The sequence below is a fragment of the Dietzia sp. B32 genome (genome assembly GCF_024732245.1).
GTDB lineage: Bacteria > Actinomycetota > Actinomycetes > Mycobacteriales > Mycobacteriaceae > Dietzia.
The window spans coordinates 754,133-773,922 of sequence record NZ_CP093845.1 but is presented as its reverse complement, the minus strand read 5'-3'; the positions used below and the strand labels follow the sequence as shown (position 1 = coordinate 773,922).

General features: G+C 69.8%; 17 protein-coding genes. 14 read left to right on the top strand and 3 right to left on the bottom strand.

The window, feature by feature from the left end:
* Window positions 1-45 precede the first annotated feature (45 nt).
* Window positions 46-1,608, top strand: coding sequence for an aldehyde dehydrogenase (locus tag L8M95_RS03695; RefSeq protein ID WP_260488056.1), 1,563 nt, complete (start codon window positions 46-48; stop codon window positions 1,606-1,608).
* Window positions 1,609-1,652: 44 nt separating this feature from the next.
* Window positions 1,653-2,090, top strand: coding sequence for a nuclear transport factor 2 family protein (locus tag L8M95_RS03690; RefSeq protein ID WP_260488054.1), 438 nt, complete (start codon window positions 1,653-1,655; stop codon window positions 2,088-2,090).
* A gap of 102 nt (window positions 2,091-2,192) precedes the next feature.
* On the opposite strand, the gene coaA is transcribed toward L8M95_RS03690, so the two are convergent.
* A complete protein-coding gene (gene coaA, locus L8M95_RS03685; RefSeq protein WP_260488052.1) occupies window positions 2,193-3,125 on the bottom strand; it encodes a type I pantothenate kinase in 933 nt (310 codons plus the stop codon).
* Window positions 3,126-3,261: 136 nt separating this feature from the next.
* On the opposite strand from coaA, the gene glyA reads away from it, so the two are divergent.
* Complete coding sequence (glyA, locus tag L8M95_RS03680; protein WP_260488050.1) at window positions 3,262-4,566, top strand: serine hydroxymethyltransferase; 1,305 nt, start codon at window positions 3,262-3,264, stop codon at window positions 4,564-4,566.
* An 82-nt stretch (window positions 4,567-4,648) separates the two neighbouring features.
* On the opposite strand, the gene L8M95_RS03675 is transcribed toward glyA, so the two are convergent.
* Both L8M95_RS03675 and L8M95_RS03670 read right to left on the bottom strand, forming a co-directional pair.
* Window positions 4,649-5,017 (bottom strand): hypothetical protein, encoded by a 369-nt coding sequence (locus tag L8M95_RS03675; protein ID WP_260488048.1) that lies wholly within the window; start codon window positions 5,015-5,017, stop codon window positions 4,649-4,651.
* A 14-nt stretch (window positions 5,018-5,031) separates the two neighbouring features.
* Window positions 5,032-5,409: a nuclear transport factor 2 family protein gene (locus tag L8M95_RS03670; RefSeq protein ID WP_260488046.1), complete on the bottom strand. Its 378-nt coding sequence runs from the start codon at window positions 5,407-5,409 to the stop codon at window positions 5,032-5,034.
* Between the two features lie 117 nt (window positions 5,410-5,526).
* On the opposite strand from L8M95_RS03670, the gene L8M95_RS03665 reads away from it, so the two are divergent.
* From L8M95_RS03665 to L8M95_RS03615, 11 genes are all read left to right on the top strand, one after another.
* A complete protein-coding gene (locus tag L8M95_RS03665) occupies window positions 5,527-6,648 on the top strand; it encodes an acyl-CoA dehydrogenase family protein (protein ID WP_260488044.1) in 1,122 nt (373 codons plus the stop codon).
* Window positions 6,649-6,651: 3 nt separating this feature from the next.
* Window positions 6,652-7,338, top strand: a complete 687-nt coding sequence (locus tag L8M95_RS03660) for a nitroreductase family protein (RefSeq protein ID WP_260488042.1) — start codon at window positions 6,652-6,654, stop codon at window positions 7,336-7,338.
* Window positions 7,332-8,978, top strand: a complete 1,647-nt coding sequence (locus tag L8M95_RS03655) for an MFS transporter (protein ID WP_260488040.1) — start codon at window positions 7,332-7,334, stop codon at window positions 8,976-8,978. Before L8M95_RS03660 ends, L8M95_RS03655 begins: the two co-directional genes overlap by 7 nt.
* A gap of 85 nt (window positions 8,979-9,063) precedes the next feature.
* Window positions 9,064-10,380 carry an FAD-dependent oxidoreductase gene (locus L8M95_RS03650; protein WP_260488038.1) on the top strand — a complete coding sequence of 439 codons (1,317 nt, stop codon included), beginning with the start codon at window positions 9,064-9,066 and terminating at the stop codon, window positions 10,378-10,380.
* A gap of 11 nt (window positions 10,381-10,391) precedes the next feature.
* The gene (locus L8M95_RS03645; RefSeq protein WP_260488036.1) at window positions 10,392-12,359 is read left to right on the top strand and encodes an FAD-dependent oxidoreductase; all 1,968 of its coding nucleotides are present in this window, start codon (window positions 10,392-10,394) and stop codon (window positions 12,357-12,359) included.
* 70 nt (window positions 12,360-12,429) lie between these two features.
* Complete coding sequence (locus L8M95_RS03640; protein WP_260488034.1) at window positions 12,430-13,404, top strand: zinc-binding dehydrogenase; 975 nt, start codon at window positions 12,430-12,432, stop codon at window positions 13,402-13,404.
* 62 nt (window positions 13,405-13,466) lie between these two features.
* Window positions 13,467-14,261: an SDR family NAD(P)-dependent oxidoreductase gene (locus L8M95_RS03635; RefSeq protein ID WP_260488033.1), complete on the top strand. Its 795-nt coding sequence runs from the start codon at window positions 13,467-13,469 to the stop codon at window positions 14,259-14,261.
* 236 nt (window positions 14,262-14,497) lie between these two features.
* Window positions 14,498-15,535, top strand: a complete 1,038-nt coding sequence (locus tag L8M95_RS03630) for an ABC transporter substrate-binding protein (RefSeq protein ID WP_260488032.1) — start codon at window positions 14,498-14,500, stop codon at window positions 15,533-15,535.
* A 132-nt stretch (window positions 15,536-15,667) separates the two neighbouring features.
* Entirely contained in the window at window positions 15,668-16,720 is a 1,053-nt protein-coding gene (locus L8M95_RS03625; protein WP_260488031.1) for an ABC transporter substrate-binding protein, read from the top strand.
* A 98-nt stretch (window positions 16,721-16,818) separates the two neighbouring features.
* The gene (locus L8M95_RS03620; protein WP_260488029.1) at window positions 16,819-18,492 is read left to right on the top strand and encodes an iron ABC transporter permease; all 1,674 of its coding nucleotides are present in this window, start codon (window positions 16,819-16,821) and stop codon (window positions 18,490-18,492) included.
* 82 nt (window positions 18,493-18,574) lie between these two features.
* Entirely contained in the window at window positions 18,575-19,684 is a 1,110-nt protein-coding gene (locus tag L8M95_RS03615) for an ABC transporter ATP-binding protein (protein ID WP_260488027.1), read from the top strand.
* Window positions 19,685-19,790 lie beyond the last annotated feature (106 nt).

Here is a 19,790-nt window from a genome sequence, read left to right as displayed (position 1 = left end):
TCACGGAAAGACCCCGTGCCACATCACATGCAATCAGGAGGATCGATGCTCCCCAGGAGCTACAGCGAGTTCTACATCGACGGACAGTGGCGGTCAACGGACTCGACCGAGAAATTCACGGTCGTGTCCCCGTCCACCGGTGAACCGATCGGTGATGTGCCCCGGGCGACACGCGGCGACATCGATGCGGCGGTCGAGGCCGCGCGGCGCGCGTTCTACGAGACCGACTGGGCCACGCGGCCCGTCGAGGAGCGCGCCGCACTGTGTGAGGCGCTCGCGACGAGGCTGTACGAGGTCAAGGACGAAATGGCCGAACTCCTGGTGGACGAGTTGGGGTGCACCCGCATGCTCGCGGACGTCTACCAAGCCGTGGCGCCCACCCTGCACTGGAACTACAACGCGGAGGTGGGCCGGAACTACCCGTTCCAAGAGGTCCGGACCGCCGACCTCGGGCCGCTGGCCGGAGGCTCGGCGGGAGGCATGATCATGCCCTACGAGACTCAGGCGCTCGTGGTGAAGGAACCGGTGGGCGTGGTGGCGACCATGGTCGCCTACAACTTCACCATGCCTGGGACCTCGCAGAAGGTCGCGCCAGCGATCGTCGCGGGCTGCACGGTTGTGATCAAGGTCCCCGAGCCCGACCCGCTCGCTGTGTTCGCGCTGGGCCAACTCGTCCACGAGGTCGGATTCCCTCCCGGCGTGATCAACATCGTGGCGGCCGGCCCCGAGGAGTCCGCATACCTCGTCTCACACCCGGACGTCGACATGGTCAGCTTCACCGGATCGACCACGGTCGGGTCGCATATCGGGCGCGAGTGCGGCTCGCTCATCCGCCCGGTCGTGTTGGAGCTCGGCGGCAAGTCGGCGGCGATCGTCCTGGACGATGCCGACCTCGACACGACCGTGCCGACTCTGCTGGGCGTCAGCGTGATCCCCTCGAGCGGGCAGAGCTGTGTGTGCCAGAGCCGGTTCCTGGTATCCGAGGCTCGACACGACGATCTCGTCGACCGCCTGGTCACCGCGATGGCGGACATCAAGGTCGGGGACCCCCACGACCCTGATGTGGACATGGGGCCGCTCATCACCGAGACCCATCGCGAGCGTGTTCTCGGCATGATCCGGCGCGCCGTAGAGCAGGGCGCCACGGTGGCGTTCGGCGGCGGTGTGCCCGAGGGGCTCGACAAGGGCTGGTACGTCGAGCCGACGCTGCTCACCGGCGTCACCCCGGACATGGAGATCGCGCAGGAGGAGGTCTTCGGTCCCGTCGTTGCCGTGGTCGCCTACAAGGACGAGCAGGACGCGATCCGGATCGCCAACGACAGCCGCTACGGTCTCGCGGGCTCGGTTTACACCACCGACGTCGAGCGCGGTTTCGCGATCGCGCGGAAGATCCGTACCGGAACGTTCTCCGTCAACTCCTTCTCGGCGGACTTCAACTCGCCCTTCGGCGGCTTCAAGCAGTCTGGTATCGGTCGTGAGCACGGTGTCGCCGGCCTGGAGGGGTACCTCATCCCCAAGACCATCTCGGTTGATCCGTCGATGATCATCCCGGAGTCGGTGGTCGAGCAGGCGGACGTCGTGACAACCGGCGTCCGGAAGGGAGCCTGATCGCCATGGCGTCTGACATGTCGAGGCAGGACAGGATCGACCGCATGCTGGCGATCGAGGAGATCAAGGATCTGCGGCTGGCCTATTCAGCCTACTTCGACAACCAAGACATCGAGAAGCTCGGCTCGATCTTCACCGAGGACGCGGTCTGCGAGTTCGACGAGCAGTACGGCGGTGACTGGGTGGGCAGGGAGACCATTCGTGCGAACTACGCCGCCGTGGCCGAGCAGGTCGGTGCGCCCTACAACGCGATCCATGCGGTCACCAATCCGTGGATCGAGCTGACGGGAGAAAACACGGCCAAGGGCCGCTGGTACCTGATTGAATACCTCACTCGACAGGGCACGTTGAGCTCCCCGGGCGGGCACGAGAACCCACTGTTCTACCTGGGGATTTATCAGGACGAGTATCGAAAGGTCGACGGGGAGTGGCTGATCTCCCGTGTCCGGCTCGAGTTCCTCTGGCCGGAACGCACCTTTTAGGAGAACAACGACTGGACCCCGTTGATCGCGGGCCGCAGCCCTCCTCCTCGCGAGGGCTGCGGCCCTGTCGTCTATCCGGGGCCCACAGCCCGCGGCCCGGCGTCAGATCTTGCGCAGACGCAGTCGCTGGATGGAGTGGTCCGAGTTCTTGCGCAGCACCAGCGTCGCGCGCGGCCGGGTCGGCAGGATGTTCTCCACCAGGTTCGGGCGGTTGATCGACATCCAGATCTCGCGGGCGGCGAGCCGGGCCGCCTGGTCGGACAGGTCCGCGTAGTGCGCGAAGTGCGAGTTGGGGTTGGAGAACGACGTGCTGCGCAGTTCGAGGAAGCGCTCGACGTACCACTGCTCGATGTCCTCGATGCGCGCGTCGACGTAGAGCGAGAAGTCGAACAGGTCCGAGACCATGAGGCGCGGCCCGGTCTGCAGGACGTTGAGGCCCTCCACGATGAGGATGTCCGGGCGGCGGACCTCGATGAACTCGTCGGGCACGATGTCGTACTTGGTGTGTGAGTACACGGGGGCACGCACGACCGGTGCACCGGACTTGACCTCGGTGACGAACCGTAGGAGGGCGCGTCGGTCGTAGGACTCCGGGTAGCCCTTGCGGTGCATCAGCCCACGCCGCTGGAGCTCGCGGTTGGGGTGGAGGAAACCGTCGGTGGTGATGAGGTCCACCCGGGGGTGGGAGTCCCAGCGGGTGAGCAGCGCGCGCAGCACACGGGCGGAGGTGGACTTACCGACCGCCACCGATCCGGCCACCCCGATCACGAACGGCATGGGGGCGTCCACGGTCTCGCCGAGGAACAGGTTGGTCGACTGGAACAGCCGCTGCCGGGCGGAAACCTGCAGGTGGATGAGTCGACTAAGTGGCAGGTAGATCTCCGCGATCTCGTCCAGATCGAGGTGCTCGCCGAGGCCGCGCAGGCCCTCGAGGTCCTGTTCGGTGAGCACCATGGGCATCGCACGACGCAGCCGCCGCCAGCTCCGGCGGTCGAACTCGACGTACGGCGTGTAGTCGCCGGCATGTCTGCTCACGGTTCCCGATTGTGGCAGGTGGCCACGGGGGAGGGGGTGTCAGGGTGGCGTGGCACTAGACTGACGACGACGACGAGACGAGCCGTGGCCCCACACGATTCGTACGCAGTGAGAAGCCCACGCGCGAGGAGCAACGATGACCGACCCGAACACCGACGTGTTCACTGCCTCCCTGTCCGAGCTCGATCCGGAGGTCGCCGAGGCGATGGCCGGCGAGCTCGCACGACAGCGAGACACGCTCGAGATGATCGCGTCGGAGAACTTCGTGCCGCGCTCGGTCCTGCAGGCGCAGGGTTCCGTGCTCACGAACAAATACGCCGAGGGCTACCCGGGCCGGCGCTACTACGGCGGGTGCGAGCACGTCGACGTGGTGGAGAACCTCGCGCGGGACCGCGCCAAGGAGGTCTTCGGCGCCAAGTACGCGAACGTCCAGCCCCACGCGGGCGCCCAGGCCAACGCCGCGGTGCTCATGGCGCTCGCGAAGCCGGGCTCCAAGATCATGGGCCTGTCGCTGGCTCACGGTGGGCACCTCACGCACGGGATGAAGCTCAACTTCTCCGGCCAGCTCTACGAGGTCGCCGCCTACGAGGTGGACCCGGAGACCATGCAGGTCAACATGGACACCGTCCGTGAGATGGCGCTGGCGGAGAAGCCGGATGTCATCATCGCCGGCTGGTCGGCCTACCCGCGGACCCTGGATTTCGCCAAGTTCCGCGAGATCGCCGACGAGGTCGGCGCCAAGCTGTGGGTGGACATGGCCCACTTCGCCGGCCTCGTGGCCGCCGGCCTGCACCCGAGCCCCGTCCCGCACGCCGACGTCGTGTCCACCACCGTGCACAAGACGCTCGGCGGGCCGCGCTCGGGCATGATCCTCACCAACGACCTCGACCTGTTCAAGAAGCTCAACTCGTCGGTGTTCCCGGGCCAGCAGGGCGGCCCGCTCATGCACGCGATCGCCGCCAAGGCGACCGCGATGAAGATCGCCGGGACCGAGCAGTTCCGCGAGCGTCAGCAGCGCACCCTCGAGGGCGCCGCGATCCTCGCCGAGCGGCTGACCGCCCAGGACTGCCGTGACGCCGGCGTCTCCGTGCTCACCGGCGGCACCGACGTTCACCTGGTGCTGGTCGACCTCCGCGACTCCCAGCTCGACGGCCAGCAGGCAGAGGACCTCCTCCACGAGGTGGGCATCACGGTGAACCGCAACGCGGTGCCGTTCGACCCGCGTCCGCCGATGGTGACCTCGGGCCTGCGGATCGGCACGCCCGCGCTGGCCACCCGCGGGTTCGAGACCGCCGACTTCCGTGAGGTCGCGGACATCATCGGCACCGCGCTGGCCGCGGGCTCGGGTGCGGACGTCACCGCCCTGCGCGAGCGCGTGTCCGCGCTGGCCGCGTCGAAGCCGCTGTACGAGGGGCTCGAGGACTGGAAGATCCTGGGCTGACGCGCCCCCGCGTAGACGAGAAACCCCCGCAGCCCGGCTGCGGGGGTTTCTGCCGTCCCGGGGGTGACCCGGTGGCGGTGATTCAGTCGGTGAAGCGGACCTTGGGGCTGCGGCAGATGAGCAGGCGCCGGACCTTGTCGCCCTCGGTGAGCTGGGCGCTGGCGTTGAAGCTCGCCTCGAACTCGCCGTCCCTGCGGGTCTCCCCGAGGCACAGCTCGGTGTCCCCGACGCGGGTGCCGCTGAGGATGTGGTGCGTCAGGACGCTCTTCTCACGCTGCTCGAGGTAGACCACCAGACCGGCGCGGTCACCGTCGAACTCGGCCGCGGACTCGCCCTTGGAGAAGAGGATGGACAGCTGGAAGTCGTCGGTGATGTGGTCGAGCACCCGGTCGGGGTCGTCCGAGTCCATGATCTCGAACCAGGCGTGCAGCAGGGGGGTGTCGGTGGACATGGGTGGTGCTCCGTTCATCGGTCGAGGGTGGGGGAGACGAGCCCGAGCTCCGGGTCGAAGGCGACCTGGTACCCGGCGATCAGTCCGTCGTCGCCGATCCTCGCGGAGGCCAGGAAGTGCCCGGTGATGGTCACCCCGTCCTCGACGACCGCCCCGTAGACGAACTCGAGTTCACCCTCACGGGTCGCGTGGGTGGGGACGTGGCGACGATCCACCGGGCCCCGGCCCTCGAGGTACTCGCGTACCCCCTGTCGGTTCTCGCCACGGACAGCGGCGCCGGGGAGGATGATGGCGAACGAGACCCCGGGCGCCAGGAGTTCCAGCCCCCCGTCGAGGTCGCCCGCGTCGATCTTCGCGTAATAGGAGACGAGCGTGGATTCGGTCAGCGACATGAATCGAACTTAGTTCAGTTGGCGCCCGGTTTTCAAGGGGCTTGCGTGACGCGGCTCACCGTGCTGTCATGGGATGAACTGAACTCGGCTCAATTGCAGCGTAAGTGGAGGAACCCCGTGACCCAGCACCGTCGGACGGCCCAGCCAGAAGCTGATCCCTCGATCATCCTCCCCTCCGAGGAACGGGAGGAGCTGAGGTCTGTCATCGCCCAGTTCGTCGCTCGCCACGCCACCCACGAGCAGGTGCGTACCTCGACCGAGACGGACCCCGGTTTCTCCCGGGCCAGGTGGGCCACCCTCAACGACGAGCTGGAGATCTCCGCCCTGGCGGTCCCCGAGGAGCTCGGCGGGCACGGGTTCGGCTTCGGCGACCTCGGGGTGGTGCTCGAGGAGACCGGTGCCGCACTGCTGCCCGAGCCGATCCTCGCCAGCGCGGTGGTCGGGTGCCGGGCCCTGGTCCGGGCGGACGACACCGACGCGATCTCCGGGCTGCTCGGGGACGTCATCGCTGGGCGGGCCACCCTCGCGGTGGCGCTCGACGCGACCGTGGCCCTCGACGGCGACGGCGGGGTGGGAGCCGAGCAGAAGATCGAGGGGGTGCTCTGGGGTGCCGCGGCCGACCACCTCGTCGTCGTCGCCACCGACAACGGTTCCGACGTCCTCGCGGTGATCGACCTCGCTGACGCCTCCCGTCACCCCAGGGAGGTCATGGACCTCACCCGACGGCGGGCCGACGTGGACCTCGCGGGCGCACCAGCACGAGTCATCGTGGGTCCGCAGCGGCTCGGGGAGGTGCTCGCCGAACTCCGACGCGTTCAGTCCGCGGCCCTCGCGGCCGAGCACGCCGGGATCGCCTCACATCTGGTGGACGCCACGGTCGCCTACGTGCAGCAGCGTCAGCAGTTCGGCCGGACCATCGGGTCGTTCCAGGCCATCAAACACCGGCTCGCCGACATGCTGGTCGACCGCGAGCGGGCCCGCGCCGCCGCGATGTACGCGATGGCGATCCTCGACGAGCCCGACGCCCCCGATGCCGAGATCGCGGTGGCCGTCGCCTCCTCCGTGTGCGCCGACGCCGCCACCCGCAGCGCCTACGAGGCCATCCAACTGCACGGCGGGATCGGCTTCACCTGGGAACACTCCGCCCACTTCTACCTGCGTCGCGTCCTCGGGGACGAGGGGGCGTTCGGAGGGGGCCGGGAGGCCCGCCGCGCCGTCGCCGACCTGGTCGGGGTCTGAGTCGTGGCGGCCGGGCCCGCGGACACGAGCGGGAGCGCGCTGGAGCACATCGGCGCGCACGAACTCATCACCACGACCCGGGCCGTCCGTCTGCGGCTCGACCTGGACCGTGACGTCGAACCCGATTTACTCAGGGACTGTGTGGCCGACGCTCTCCAGGCGCCACAGGGGTCGAACCTCATGCGCACCGAGTTCGTGATCGTGCGCGACCCGGACCGGATCGCGGCCATCGGCGCGATCTACCGGGAGGAGTTCGACCGGTTCTACCGCACCAGCGAGGCCGGACTGTTCAACCGCGTCGATCCCGACCCCCGACACGCGGCCCAGAGCCGTCGTACCCGGGACTCGGCCGAGCATCTCGCGACCGTGATGTCGCGAGTGCCGGCCATCGTGATCCCGTGTCTGACGCCGCGGCTCGCGGACGGGGACGTGCTGGCGGCCAAGCATCGCCTGGGGACCGTCTACCCGACCGTGTGGAACTTCATGCTCGCCGCCCGCCTCCGCGGACTGGGGACCTGTTGGACCGGGATGACGCTGGGCCGGGAGGCCGAGGTCGCACGGATCGCAGGAATCGACCCGGCGGTGGTCGAGCAGGTGTGCATGATCCCCGTCGCCCATCACACGGGTACCGCGTTCAAGCAGGCGTGGCGGCCCCCGGCGGAGGAGTTCATCCACTGGGACACATGGTGAGTTCCGGGCCCGGCGCTCCGCCGCCGCACCCGGCCACATCCCCTGCCTCGGCGCTCTGGCGCGAGCGTGCCTTCCGGGCGCTCATGCCCGTGCAGCTGGCCAACGCCGTCGCGGTGTGGATCCACGTCGTGTCGGTGCAGTGGGTGCTCACCGAGCGCGGGGAGCCGGCGTCGGTGATCTCGCTCGCCCCCGCCGCCATGGCGGTGCCGTTCCTCGTCCTGGCGCTCCCACTGGGAGTGGTCGCGGGCCACGCCTCCAGGACCCGGCTCATGGCCGGGGCCACCGCGTTGTCCACCCTCGCGGCGCTCACCGCGCTCGTCCTCACCGTGACGGGCGCCGACGGCTCCGCGCCCATGATCGTCACGGTGGTCCTCGTGGGGGTGGCGCTGGTCGCGGTGGGCGTGTCCTGGCAGTCGCTGCTGCCCGAGACCGTGGACCGGCGTCTCATCCCCACCGCCGCGCTGGTCGACGGAGCCGTGTTCAACACGGCCCGGTCCGTCGGGCCGCTCCTCGCCGGGATCGGGCTGGGAGTGGTCGGTGCCGCGTGGACTTTCGCCGTGGTCGCCGTCCTGTCCGCGGGCTGCTGCCTGGCCCTGTGGCTGCGGGAGCGGGGTTCCCCCGACCGGACGGCACCCCGCCGGCCGATCCTGCCGGAGCTGGTCGGGGCCCTGCGCTTCGTCACCTACTCCGCGTGGACCACACGCCTGCTGTTCCAACTGTTCCTCTTCGGCATCCCGTCAAGCGCCTTGTGGGCCCTGATCTCGCTGGCGGTGCACGAGCGGTTGGGCATGTCATCAGCAGGCTTCGGCGCGATCATGGCCCTGATCGGGGCCGGCGCCGTCGTCGCGGTGGTGGGGTTCGGCGGGCTCCGGCGCCGCCTGCGCGTCACGGTGTTCGCCGCGATCGGGGCGCTGGTCTACGGCCTCGCCCTGGCGGTTCTCGCGCTGTCGACCTCGACCGCGTTGGTCGCCGTGGCGATGCTCTTCGCCGGCGCGGCGTGGGTGAGTGTGCAGAGCACCTGGATGTCGATGGGGCATCAGTTCTTCCCCGACTGGGTCCGGCCCCGGCTGATCGCGTTCATTTTGCTCATCTTCCAGGGCACCCAGGCGGTGGGGTCGCTGTTGTGGGGCGTGGTGACGGACGCGATCGGGCTGCAGGGTGCACTGCTCGCCGCCGCCGCGATCATGACGCTGAGTTGCGTCTCCCTGGCGGTGATCGGCCTGGGCGCGGAGTCCGGGATCGAACCCGTGCTCGCCGCCGGAGACGGCGTCACCACGCCGCCGGGGCTCGGCTCCCCGGAGTCCGGGACGCCCGCGACCGGCGCCGCGGCGTCGCACCGGGTCCTCGTGACGTACGAGTACCGCGTCCCGCCGGCGGGGGAGGCCGAGTTCCGGGCGGCGATGAGGGACCTGCGTCGGTCGCGGTTGCGCCTGGGGGGCCGCCGCTGGCGTCTCGAGTGCGACCGGACCGATCCGTCGCTCCTGGTGGAGACCTACGTCGTCAGCGGCGTCGCCGAGTTCACCGAGCAGGAGAGCGATCGACTGACGGTTCCGGAGACCCGGCTGCGTCTGCGGGTCGCGTCCCTGGCCGACTCGGTCTCCGGCCCCCGGCTCACCGCGGTGGATGCGAGAAACCGTTGACCCCCACGCGGGAAACAAAGTGAACTGACTTCAGGTTGGTGCTAGGGTGGGGACCGTCACAGTCACGATGCAACCGGGAGTGCCCATGGATAACGCCGTCGATCTTCTCGTCATCGGGGCCGGCATGGCCGGCCTCACCGCCGCCGCGCGGGCGACGTCCCGCGGCGCCCGTGTGGTCGTGATCGAGAAGGCCGGGGAGATCGGCGGATCCGCGCGATTCGCAGGATATGCCTGGACCGCGCCCACCCGGCAGATCATGGCCGAGATCAACCCCCACGGGGAGGAGGACCTGCGCAACGCGGTGGTCGACGACTTCCCGGCCGGGCTCGACTGGATCCGCGGCCGCGGGGTCGAGTGCGCCGACGGCGTCCCGGTCCTGCGCTACGGGATCGGCCACGCCTTCGACACCAACCAGTACCTCGACGCCTGCGCCCGGGAGGTGAAGGCGGCCGGGGGAGAGATCCACACGCGGACGACGGTGGAGGGCCTGCTCACCTCCGACGGGGCGGTGGTGGGGGCGACGGTCCGGTCCGCCGACGGCGGATCCCGCGAGATCCGGGCCGGCCACGTCCTGCTCGCCACCGGCGGGTTCCAGGCGAACACCGAGCTGGTCGAGAAGCACCTGCATCCCCTGGCCTCGTCGTTCCCGCTGCGGTCCAACCCCCACAGTGACGGCGGCGGACTGGCGCTCGCCGAGTCGGTCGACGCCGCGATCGGCCTGCCCGACGCCGGCTTCTACGGCCACCTCATCCCGTCGGGCCTGCCGTTCCGCGACTCCGGCGACTACGTCGGCCTGTCCCTGTACTACTCCGAGCACGCCCTCCTGTTCAACCTCCACGGCGAGCGGTTCGTCGACGAGACCCAGGGGGACCACCTCACCGCGATGGCGCTGATGGAGCAGCTCGAGGCACGCGGCCTGCTGATCGCGGACGAGCGCGTCTACCGCGACTGGATCTGTGGCTCCTATGTCGAGGGCGCGGTCGCCGTGGACAAGTACACCGAGGCCTCCAAGCGCGGTGGGCGCTGCGGTCTGGCGGAGTCGCTGGAGGAGTTCGAGTACCTGCCCGAGGAGTGGGGATACGACGGCGCGAAGATCGCCGAGGGGATCCGCCGCGTCAACGAGACCGGCCAGAAGGTCGTGCCCCCGCGCGAGTACGACTTCGCCCCGCTGGACCGGGGTCCGTACTACATCATCGAGACCACGCCGGCCGTGACGTTCCCGTTCGTGGGGATCCGGATCGGTGCCGACGCCTCCGTCCTGCGCGAGGACGGCACGGCGATCCCGGGGCTGCTCGCCGCCGGTTCGGACACCGGTGGCGTCTACCGACGCGCCTACGCCGGAGGCCTGGCCCCCGCGTTGGTGTTCGGGTTGCGGGCCGGCGACGCCGCCGCCGGGGCCTGAGGGGCCGCCGCGTGGACACCCCGTTCCCCTCCGCGTTCTCCCCGTTCTCGATCGGCCCGCTCACCCTGCGCAACCGCCTGGTGGCGCTGCCGGCCGGCACGAGCATGGCCACCGACGGCGTTCCCACCCACGGGGACCAGGACCACTTCGAGCGCCTGGCGCAGGGTGGGGTCGGCCTCATCGTGGGCGGGGCGACGGTCGTGCACCCCACCACCACGCTGCGCTCGCGCAAGCTCGTGGAGGCCTACATCGACGAGGTCGTCCCCGCGCTGGCCGACAAGGCGGCGGCGGTGCACCGTCACGGCGCCAAGATCATCGGCCAGCTCGTCCACCTGGGCCGCGAGTTCATCGGTGGGGAATCCGACTCGCCGCCCAGCGCCCCGTCCGCGCTGAAGACCGTCCGTGACGCCTACCCCCCGCACGAGTTGTCCGTGGAGGAGATCGCCGACATCGTCGACGGCTGGCGGGTGTCCGCCGCGAACCTGGCCCGTGCCGGGTACGACGGCGCCGAGATCCACGCCGCCCACGGGTACCTGCCCGCCCAGTTCATGTCGGCCGCCACCAACCTGCGCACCGATTCCTACGGCGGCTCGTTCGCCGGCCGGATGCGGTTCCTCGACGAGGTCGTGGCCGTGATGCGCGACGCGATGCCCGCACACATGGTCCTGGGCGTCCGCCTCAGCGGGGAGGAGGAGATCCCCGGCGGCATGGACATCGAGGACTGCGTGCGGATCGCCCGCCACCTCGCGGACTCGGGGTCGGTCGACTACTTCAGCATCACCCACGGCACGCGCGGCAAGTACGTCAAGGACGCGTCCCACCCGGACGCCGTCGCCGTCGACTCGGCGGCCCGCGTGCGGGCGGAGACCGGTCTGCCGGTGCTGGTTGGTCAGCGCATCCGCGACGTCGCCACGGCCGACCACGTCGTCCGCAGCGGCAAGGCGGATCTGGTGGGCATGGCCCGCGCGCTACTGGCCGATCCCGAGTTGCCCAATAAGTCGGCCGAGGGCCGGCTCACCGAGATCCGCGGCTGCCTGGGCATCAACCAGGACTGCCGGGCGTTCGACCCGCACCTGCACTGCGCGGTCAACGCGGAGATCGGCCGCGGTCGCCACCCCGGCGTCGGCGTCCGTGCGGCCTCGCCCAAGGACGTCTTCGTGATCGGTGGCGGTCCCGCCGGGCTGGAGGCGGCGCGGGTGGCCGCGGGACGTGGGCACCGGGTGACCCTGTTCGAGGCCGCGGCGGAGCTCGGCGGCGCCGTGCGGGTGGCCGCCGCCTCGCCGCACCGGGCCACGATCATCGACGTGATCGATTACCTCGCCGGGGAGATGCGCCGCCTGCGGGTGGACGTCAACCTGGGAGCCGAGATCGCGCCCGACGATCTGGCCGAACTCGTGGACGCCGCCGACCACGTCGTCGTCGCCACCGGATCCCGCCCCGGCCCCGCGCCGACGGGCGGGCGCGGACCGGCCGTCGTCACCGTGGACGACGTCCTCACCGGCGCGATCCCCGGCGCCCCGGGGCGCGCGGTGGTCTACGACGAGAGCGACGGGTTCTGGCCCGCCTACAGCGCGGCCGAGGCCCTGGTCGCACGGGGCTGGGACACGCGCGTGGTCACCCCGCTCACCGCACTCGCCTCCCGGGTGCCGGCAGAGAGCGTCGGGCCCATGCTCGGGCGCCTGGGCTCGGCCGGGGCGCGGTTCCACGTGGCGACGGGGCTGGAACTGCCCGGCGCCGGCGGCGGTGGCGCCGACGATAACGACGACGACGAGGTGGGTCGACTCGTCCCGGTCTTCGGTGGCGAGGTCTCGCCGCTCGAGGCGGACCTCGTGGTGTGGCACCGGCCGCGCGTCGCGGTGGACGGCCTCGCCCGGACGCTGGGACGCCGGGACGACGTCAGCGTGATCGGCGACGCGCTCACGCCCCGTCGGATCAGCCACGCCATCGCCGAGGGCTACCGGCTCGGCGCGGAGATCTGACCGGGCCCGGCCCGGCACGCCCGGACGGACACAGACGACCGGACGGACACAGACGAGAAGGATGGTGGGAGTGGACACGAACGCGACGGGGATCCCCGCTCGGATGCAGGCCTGGCAGTGGACCGGAACGGGGCGGCCCCTTACCCTGGCGACGGTGCCGGTGACCGGGCCGAGGGCGGGCGAGGTGCTGCTGCGCGTGCGCGCGGCGGGGATGTGCCACTCCGACGTGGGGGAGCTGGACGAGCCGTCGTGGGCGGAGAACATCCACCGGAACCCCATCACGCTGGGCCACGAGATCGCCGGCGACGTCGTCGCCGTGGGGTCCGGGGTCACGGGCATCGCGGTGGGGGACCGGTGCGGCGTCCACCCGCTGGGCGCGACGGTGCCCGGATACGGCCGCGACGGCGGATACGCGGCCTACCACCTGGCGCCGGCCGCCGACCTCGTCCCGCTCCCGGACGGCCTGTCCTACGAGCTCGGGGCCCTGGGAACCGACGCCGGGATGACCTCGCACCACGGCGTGGCCGTGGTGGCGGGCGTGAAGGCCGGCGACCGGGTGGGGATCATCGGGCTCGGCGGTCTCGGACAGGTGGGCGCGCGCATCGCCGTGCTGCTGGGCGCCGAGGTGCACGCCGCGGACCCCAGCCCGGCCGCGCGCGAACTCGGGGAGTCCCTCGGCGTGACCCGGGTTGTGGGCGATGCCGCCGAACTCGCCGGCGCGGGCCTGGACTCCGTCATCGACTTCGCCGGGTTCGGCTCCACGGCGCAGGCAGCGGTCCGGGCCATCCGGGTGGGCGGAACCGTGGTGATGATCGGCATGGGCGCGCACACCTCCGAGCTCGTCACCGCGGACGTCATCCACCAGAAGGCCGTCATCCGCGGGTCCTCCGGCGGGACCAAAGACGACATCACCGCCGTGTACCGGTACCTGGCGGACGGACGGATCACGCCGGCCGTCGAACACCTGACCTTCGACAGGGTCCCCGAGGGGATCGACCGGCTTCGCGACGGACGGGTCACCGGACGTCTCGTCGTGTCGATGTGACCCGCTGACCCCTCACCCACCCCGACCCGGCGAGACCGGGCGAACAGAACAGGACGGACATCATGACCACAGCACAACAGCAGCGATTCGAGGGCAAGGTCGCGCTCGTCACCGGAGGTGCCTCGGGGATCGGCGCGGCCGTCGCGCGGCAGCTCGCCGCCGACGGTGCCCGCCGCGTCCACGTGGTGGACCTCGCCGAGGACGCGGCCCGGTCGGTCGCCGAGGAGATCGGAGGCGCCGCCCACGGGGTGGACGTCGCGGATCCCGACGCGGTCAGACGGCTGGTCGAGTCGGTGGTGGCGGCGGACGGGCGCCTGGACGTGGTGGTCCACGCGGCGGGGATCGACGATCCGATCGCCAAGGGCCACATCTACGAGGCGGCCGAGAAGGACGAGCCCCTCGACGTGCTGACGCGCGTCGAGGATTCGACGTGGCGCCGGATCCACGCGGTCAACCTCGACGGTACGTTCCACGTCCTGCGCGAGTCGGTGCGGGCGATGCGCGAGACCGGCGGGGGAGCGATCGTGACCGTGGGGTCGTCCGCCGCCTTCGACACCCTCGTCGGCTACCCGCACTACGCCTCGTCCAAGGCGGCCGTGCACGCCCTCTGTCAGTCCGTGGCGAAGGAGGTCATCCACTTCGGCATCCGCGTCAACACCGTGGCGCCGGGCCCGGTCGACACGGCGATGGCGGCCCGGACCCCCGAGTCGGTCCGCAAGCGCATGAACGAGGGCAGCGCGTTCGGTTACGCGACCGCCGACCAGCTCGCCGACAACATCACCTATCTCGCCTCGGACCAGGCCTCGAACGTCGTGGGCGCGGTACTGCTCAGCAACGGCGGGCGCTTCACCGTCTGACGGGGGTGACGGCACCCGCGTGCCGCCAGCGTTCTGCTCCCGAGAGACCGCCCCGCGTGCCGCCCCGCGGTCTCGCGGGGATCACGGCGATTCGCCACCACGGTGTGACGGTTGTCATACTCTTGCTGAAGTGAGTTCAAGTCAGTGGACTCGTGAGAGCAGGAAGGCCTCGGATGAAAGCCGACACGGGCGTGAAGAGTACGGGCGTGAAGAGTACGGGCGGGAGGAGCAGGGGCGTGAAGGCCGCGGCCGCCGCTCTCGCCACGATGGTGGCGCTGACCGCGTGTGGGTCCGCGGAAGGATCCGGTCCGGAGCTCGGGGGATCGTGGGACGAGATCGTCGAGGCGGCGACGGCCGAGGGGGCGGTCACGCTCTACTCGAACCACGCCCCGGCCAACCTGGAGGCGCTCAAAGCGGCGTTCGAGGCGCGGTACCCCGGCATCACCCTGACGTACGTCCGCGGCACCGACTCCGACCTCATCCCCAAGGTGGAGGTGGAGAGCCGGACCGGAAACGGGATCGCGGACGTGCACATGACCACCGATGCCGGGTGGATCCACCGGAGTCTGGACTCGGGGGACTACTCCGTCGAGGTGGTGGCGCCCGCGATCGACCAGCCGGACTACCGGGCGGCCGACGGGGTCCTCGACGACACCTTCTTCGTCACCAGCGCCACGTCGATCGGCCTGGCGTGGAACACCACCCACGTGCCCGACGGGTTGCGGGCCCCCGAGGATCTCCTCGACCCGCGACTCACGGGGAAGGTCGGGGTGGTCACGCCGGCCGGGTATCCGGCCGTCGTCCACATCTACCGCCGGATGGACATCGACTACAGGGCGGGCTTCGTCGACCGGCTCTCCACCCTCGACCCGAGGGTCTACACCAGTGGACCGGGCGTCACGCAGGCGCTCGCCTCCGGAGAGGTCTGGGCCGCCCCCGGGGCCTCCATGGACGTTCTCGTGGAGCGGGACAAGGGCGCGCCGGTCGACTTCGCGCTCCCCGACAACCCCATCGGGATCCCCTTCTACTCACACGTGCTCTCCGCCGCGCCCAGCCCCAACGCGGCCCAGCTCCTCGCCGACTTCATGATCACGCCCGAGGGGCAGCAGGCCCTGTCCCGTAGCTACATCGCGGCCCTCCCGGGCATCCCCGGAACAGGCGTCGAGGGGTCGGACGTCGTCGCCCAGGACCTCGATCTCGCCGACCCGGACACGCTCGAGGCCGAGGCGGTCGAGCAGTACGTCGCGCAGTGGGAGCAGAAGTTCCTCAGGTGACTCCGCACCCGTAAGTGGGTCCCCGGAAGTTAACGTCCGCTCGCTCTTGCATACGGGTGACACACGTCATATTCTCCATCTGAATCTAGTTCAATTCGACTCGCTCGGGTGAGTCGTGAAAGGAGGAAAGCGATGAGCTTTCCCAAGATCAAGGCCGCCGTCGCCAGCGGGGCTGCGCTCGCCCTCATCCTCACGGGCTGCAGCTCCGGCTCCGGTTCCGGCTCCGAACTCGCCGGCTCATGGGACGAGATCGTCACGGCAGCCCGGGACGAGGGGAGCGTGACGATCTACTCCACGCACTCCCCGGACAACCTCGAGGCGCTGAAGAAGGCGTTCGAGGCCGAGTACCCGGGCATCTCGCTCACCTACGTCCGCGGAACCGATGCCGACATCCTGCCCAAGATCGAGGTGGAGAACTCGACCGGGTCCGGTGTCGCCGACGTGCACATGACCACCGACGCCGGATGGATCTCCCGCAGTCTCGAGACCGACTACTCGGCCGAGGTGGTCGCACCCGCGATCGAGAACCCCGAGTACGACGCCGCCGAGAGCGTGATCGAGGACAAGTTCTTCCTCACCAGCGCGACCGTCTTCGGTCTGGGCTGGAACACGACCAACGTCCCCGAGGGGCTCAGCACCCCCGATGACGTCCTCAACCCGCGACTGCAGGGCAAGGTCGGCATCCAGAACCCCAACGGGATCGCCACCTACGTCGACATGTACCGCAAGATCGACGTCGACTACGGCGCCGACTTCCTCGACCGCCTCGTCACGGTGAAGCCCCGCGTCTACCCGAGCGCGGTGGCCATCACGCAGGCGCTCGCCTCCGGTGAGGTCTGGGCGGCCCCCATGGCGGCCAGCAACATCGTCACCGAGCAGGACAAGGGCGCCCCTGTCGGGTTCGCGCTGCCGGAGAAGCCGTGGGGAGTCCCGTGGTACTCGCACGTCCTGGCGTCGGCGCCCAACCCCAACGCCGCGCAGCTGCTCGCCGACTTCCTGCTCACGCCCGCCGGTCAGGCCGCCATCTCCGCCGATTACCTCTCCGTGCTCCCGGATGTCCCCGGAACCGGTGTGCCGGGGTCGACGGTGACCGCGCAGGACGTCGAACTCGGTGACCCGGACACGCTCGACCCCGAGTCGGTCGAGCAGTTCCAGGCCGAGTGGGAGCAGAAGTTCCTACGGTGACGCTCCTCAGTTCCTCGCAGCGGTCGGCAACTCCCGCGGGCCCGCCGCCCATGGCCGACACCCGCCCGCGCGCACGACGAAGCAGAGGTCGATCCCACATGACAGGTCTTGGTTCCAAGGCGATATGGCGCCAGCGCCTGATCTACCTGCCGCTGATCCTGGTGCTCGGGTACCTGGTGGTGTGGCCGCTGATCAAGCTGCAGACCCTGGCGTTCGAGAACGGTGCCCGGGGCTACCGGTCCCAGTACGGCCGCGCCGACATCCTGGACACCCTGCAGACGACCGCGGCCCTGGCGTTCTTCTCTCTGGTGATCGCGATGGTCTGCGGGACCGTCCTCGCCTTTGCCACCTCCCGGCTCCCGCGCCGGATGGGGTTCCTGCGGCTCGTGCCGATCCTGCCGATCGTCATCCCGTCCGTGGCAAACGTCGTGGGCTTCGCCTTCCTGCTCTCGCCCGGGCCGGGCTACATCAACATCCTGCTCCGGATGCTGCCCTGGTGGAGTGACCTCCAGTCCGGGCCGGTGAACGTCTACAGCCCGACGTGGATCATCATCATCACCGGTTTCAGCCTCACATCGTTCGTGTACCTGTTCGTCAGCGCAGGCATGCAGAACATCAGCGGCGAGCACCTGGAGGCCGCGCAGATCAGCGGGTCGACGACAATCGGGACGTTCTTCAAGATCGTCCTGCCGTTGCTGCGGCCGTCGCTCATCTACGGGGCGGGCGTCGCGCTGCTGCTCGGCCTCGGGCAGTTCACCGCCCCGCTGCTGCTGGGACAGAACGAGGGCGTCAAGGTCCTGGCGACGGAGATGTACCTCCGTGCGTCGGAGTCGCCCATCAACTTCGCCGCCGCCGCGGCCGCGGGGTCGCCGCTCGTGGTGGTGGGCATCCTCGTGGTGTTCGGCCAGAAGGTGCTGCTCGGCAACCAGTCCCGCTTCGTCACCCACGGGGGCAAGTCGTTCGCCCCTGTCGGTGGGTCCTCGCCGTGGGCGGCCGTCATCGTGGCGGTCTACGGGCTCGTGGCACTGGTGCTCCCGCTGGCCGGGGTCATCATCGTCTCGCTGACGCCGTACTGGTCCGGCGAGCTGTCCTGGGACCTGTTCACCCTCGCCAACTACGAGGCCCTGATCTCGACCCCCGGCATCGTCGACTCGGTCGTCACCAGTGTCGTGACCTCGATCATCGCGGTCCTCATCTGTGTGCCCATCGGGTTCGGCGTGGCCAACCTCATGGTCCGCCGCCAGGACCTCAAGATCCTGCGGACCCTGGCCGACCTCGTCACCGCCCTGCCCATGGGCATCCCCGCGGTCATCTTCGGCGTCGGGTTCCTGCTCACCTACACCGAGCCGCCCCTGATCCTCTACGGCACCAAGGCCGTGATCGTCCTGGTCTACGTGGTGCTGATGATCCCCTTCGCGACCCGGATGCAGCTCACCGCGCTCATCTCCATGGGGGACAAGTACGAGGAGGCCTCCGCGGTCTCGGGTGCCGGCCCGGTGGCCACGATGCTCCGGGTGACCCTGCCCATGCTCAGGCCGACCATCCTGAGCTCCATCGCGCTCATGTTCATCCTGCTCACCCACGAGTTCGCCGCGTCCCTCATGGTGCGCTCCGCCACGACCCAGGTCATGGGCACCCTGCTCTACGACCACTGGAGCAACGGCTCCTACACGCTGGTCGCCGCCATGGCCATCCTCATGTCGGCCGTGACCGGCGCAGGCGTGGCCGTCGCGATGCTCGTGGGCGGCCGCAACGTCCTGGAGAAGCTGTGAGCCCCGCCCGCGGGTCGACGCCCGCCCGGTACCCACGTCCCACCGCCGCGCCTCACCGCCGGCACGACTACGAGGAAGTCTGATGACCGCCAGAATCGAGATCTCCGGTCTCACCAAGAAGTACGGAACGAACGTCGTCGTGGACCAGTTGGACCTGGAGATCGACGCGGGGGAGTTCCTCGTGTTGCTCGGGCCCAGTGGGTGTGGGAAGACCACGACGCTGCGGTGCCTCGCCGGGCTCGAGACCCCGGAGGAGGGATCGATCACCTTCGACGGTGACCCGATGTTCGACGCGGCCAACCGGGTGAACGTCCCTCCCAACAAGCGCAGCATCGGAATGGTCTTCCAGTCCTACGCGCTGTGGCCGAACATGACCGTGCGCAAGAACATCGCGTACCCGCTCAAGGCGCGCAAGATGAAGGACGCGCTCAACGCCGGACGGGTGGAGGAAGCCGCCGGGATGGTCGACTGTGGCCACCTACTGGACCGGTATCCGGCCCAGCTCAGCGGTGGGCAGCAGCAGCGCATCGCGGTGGCGCGGGGGATGGCGGCCAGGCCCGACCTGGTGCTCTTCGACGAGCCGTTGAGCAATCTCGACGCACTACTCCGCGACCAGGTCCGCACCGAGATCCACCGGTTGCACTCGGAACTCGGGTTCGGCGCGGTGTTCGTCACCCATGACCATTCGGAAGCCTTCGCCCTTGGCGACAGGTTGGCGATCATGAAGCACGGCAAGATCGAGCAGCTCGCCACACCCCAGGACGTGTTCGACCACCCGGTGAGCGAGTACGTCGCGGACTTCATCGGGATGTCCAACAGGCTCGAGTTGCACCGCACGGGGCTCGAGTGGACCACGGCCGCGGGCACCGAGCTGCCGCTCCGCTGCGAGACCGGCGGCCACCAGGCCATCGCGGCCCGGCTGTGGCCGGACGACATCGTCCTGCACCGGACGGACGAGGACGTGTCCGACCGGGAGATCGTCCTGGACGCCACCCTGCTGTCCGCCGAGTTCGGTGGTCGACACTACGACGTGGTGGTGGGCGCCGGCCCGGAGAAGTACCGGCTCCGGGCCTCCTCCGCGACCCACGGAGCGTGGCTCCGGCGTGCCGAGCCGGGCGAGCCCGTGGTCATCAGCTTCCGCTCCGAGAGCCTCAAGATCTACCCGCTCCAGGAGCTCGCCGCGGTCGCCTGACCTGTGCGAACCGCCCCTTCGGGGCCAAATTGAACCAAGTTCGAGATATGGGTTGACGGACTCGCCGCGACCCTGTAGACATGAACTGAATCCAGTTCAGGAACAA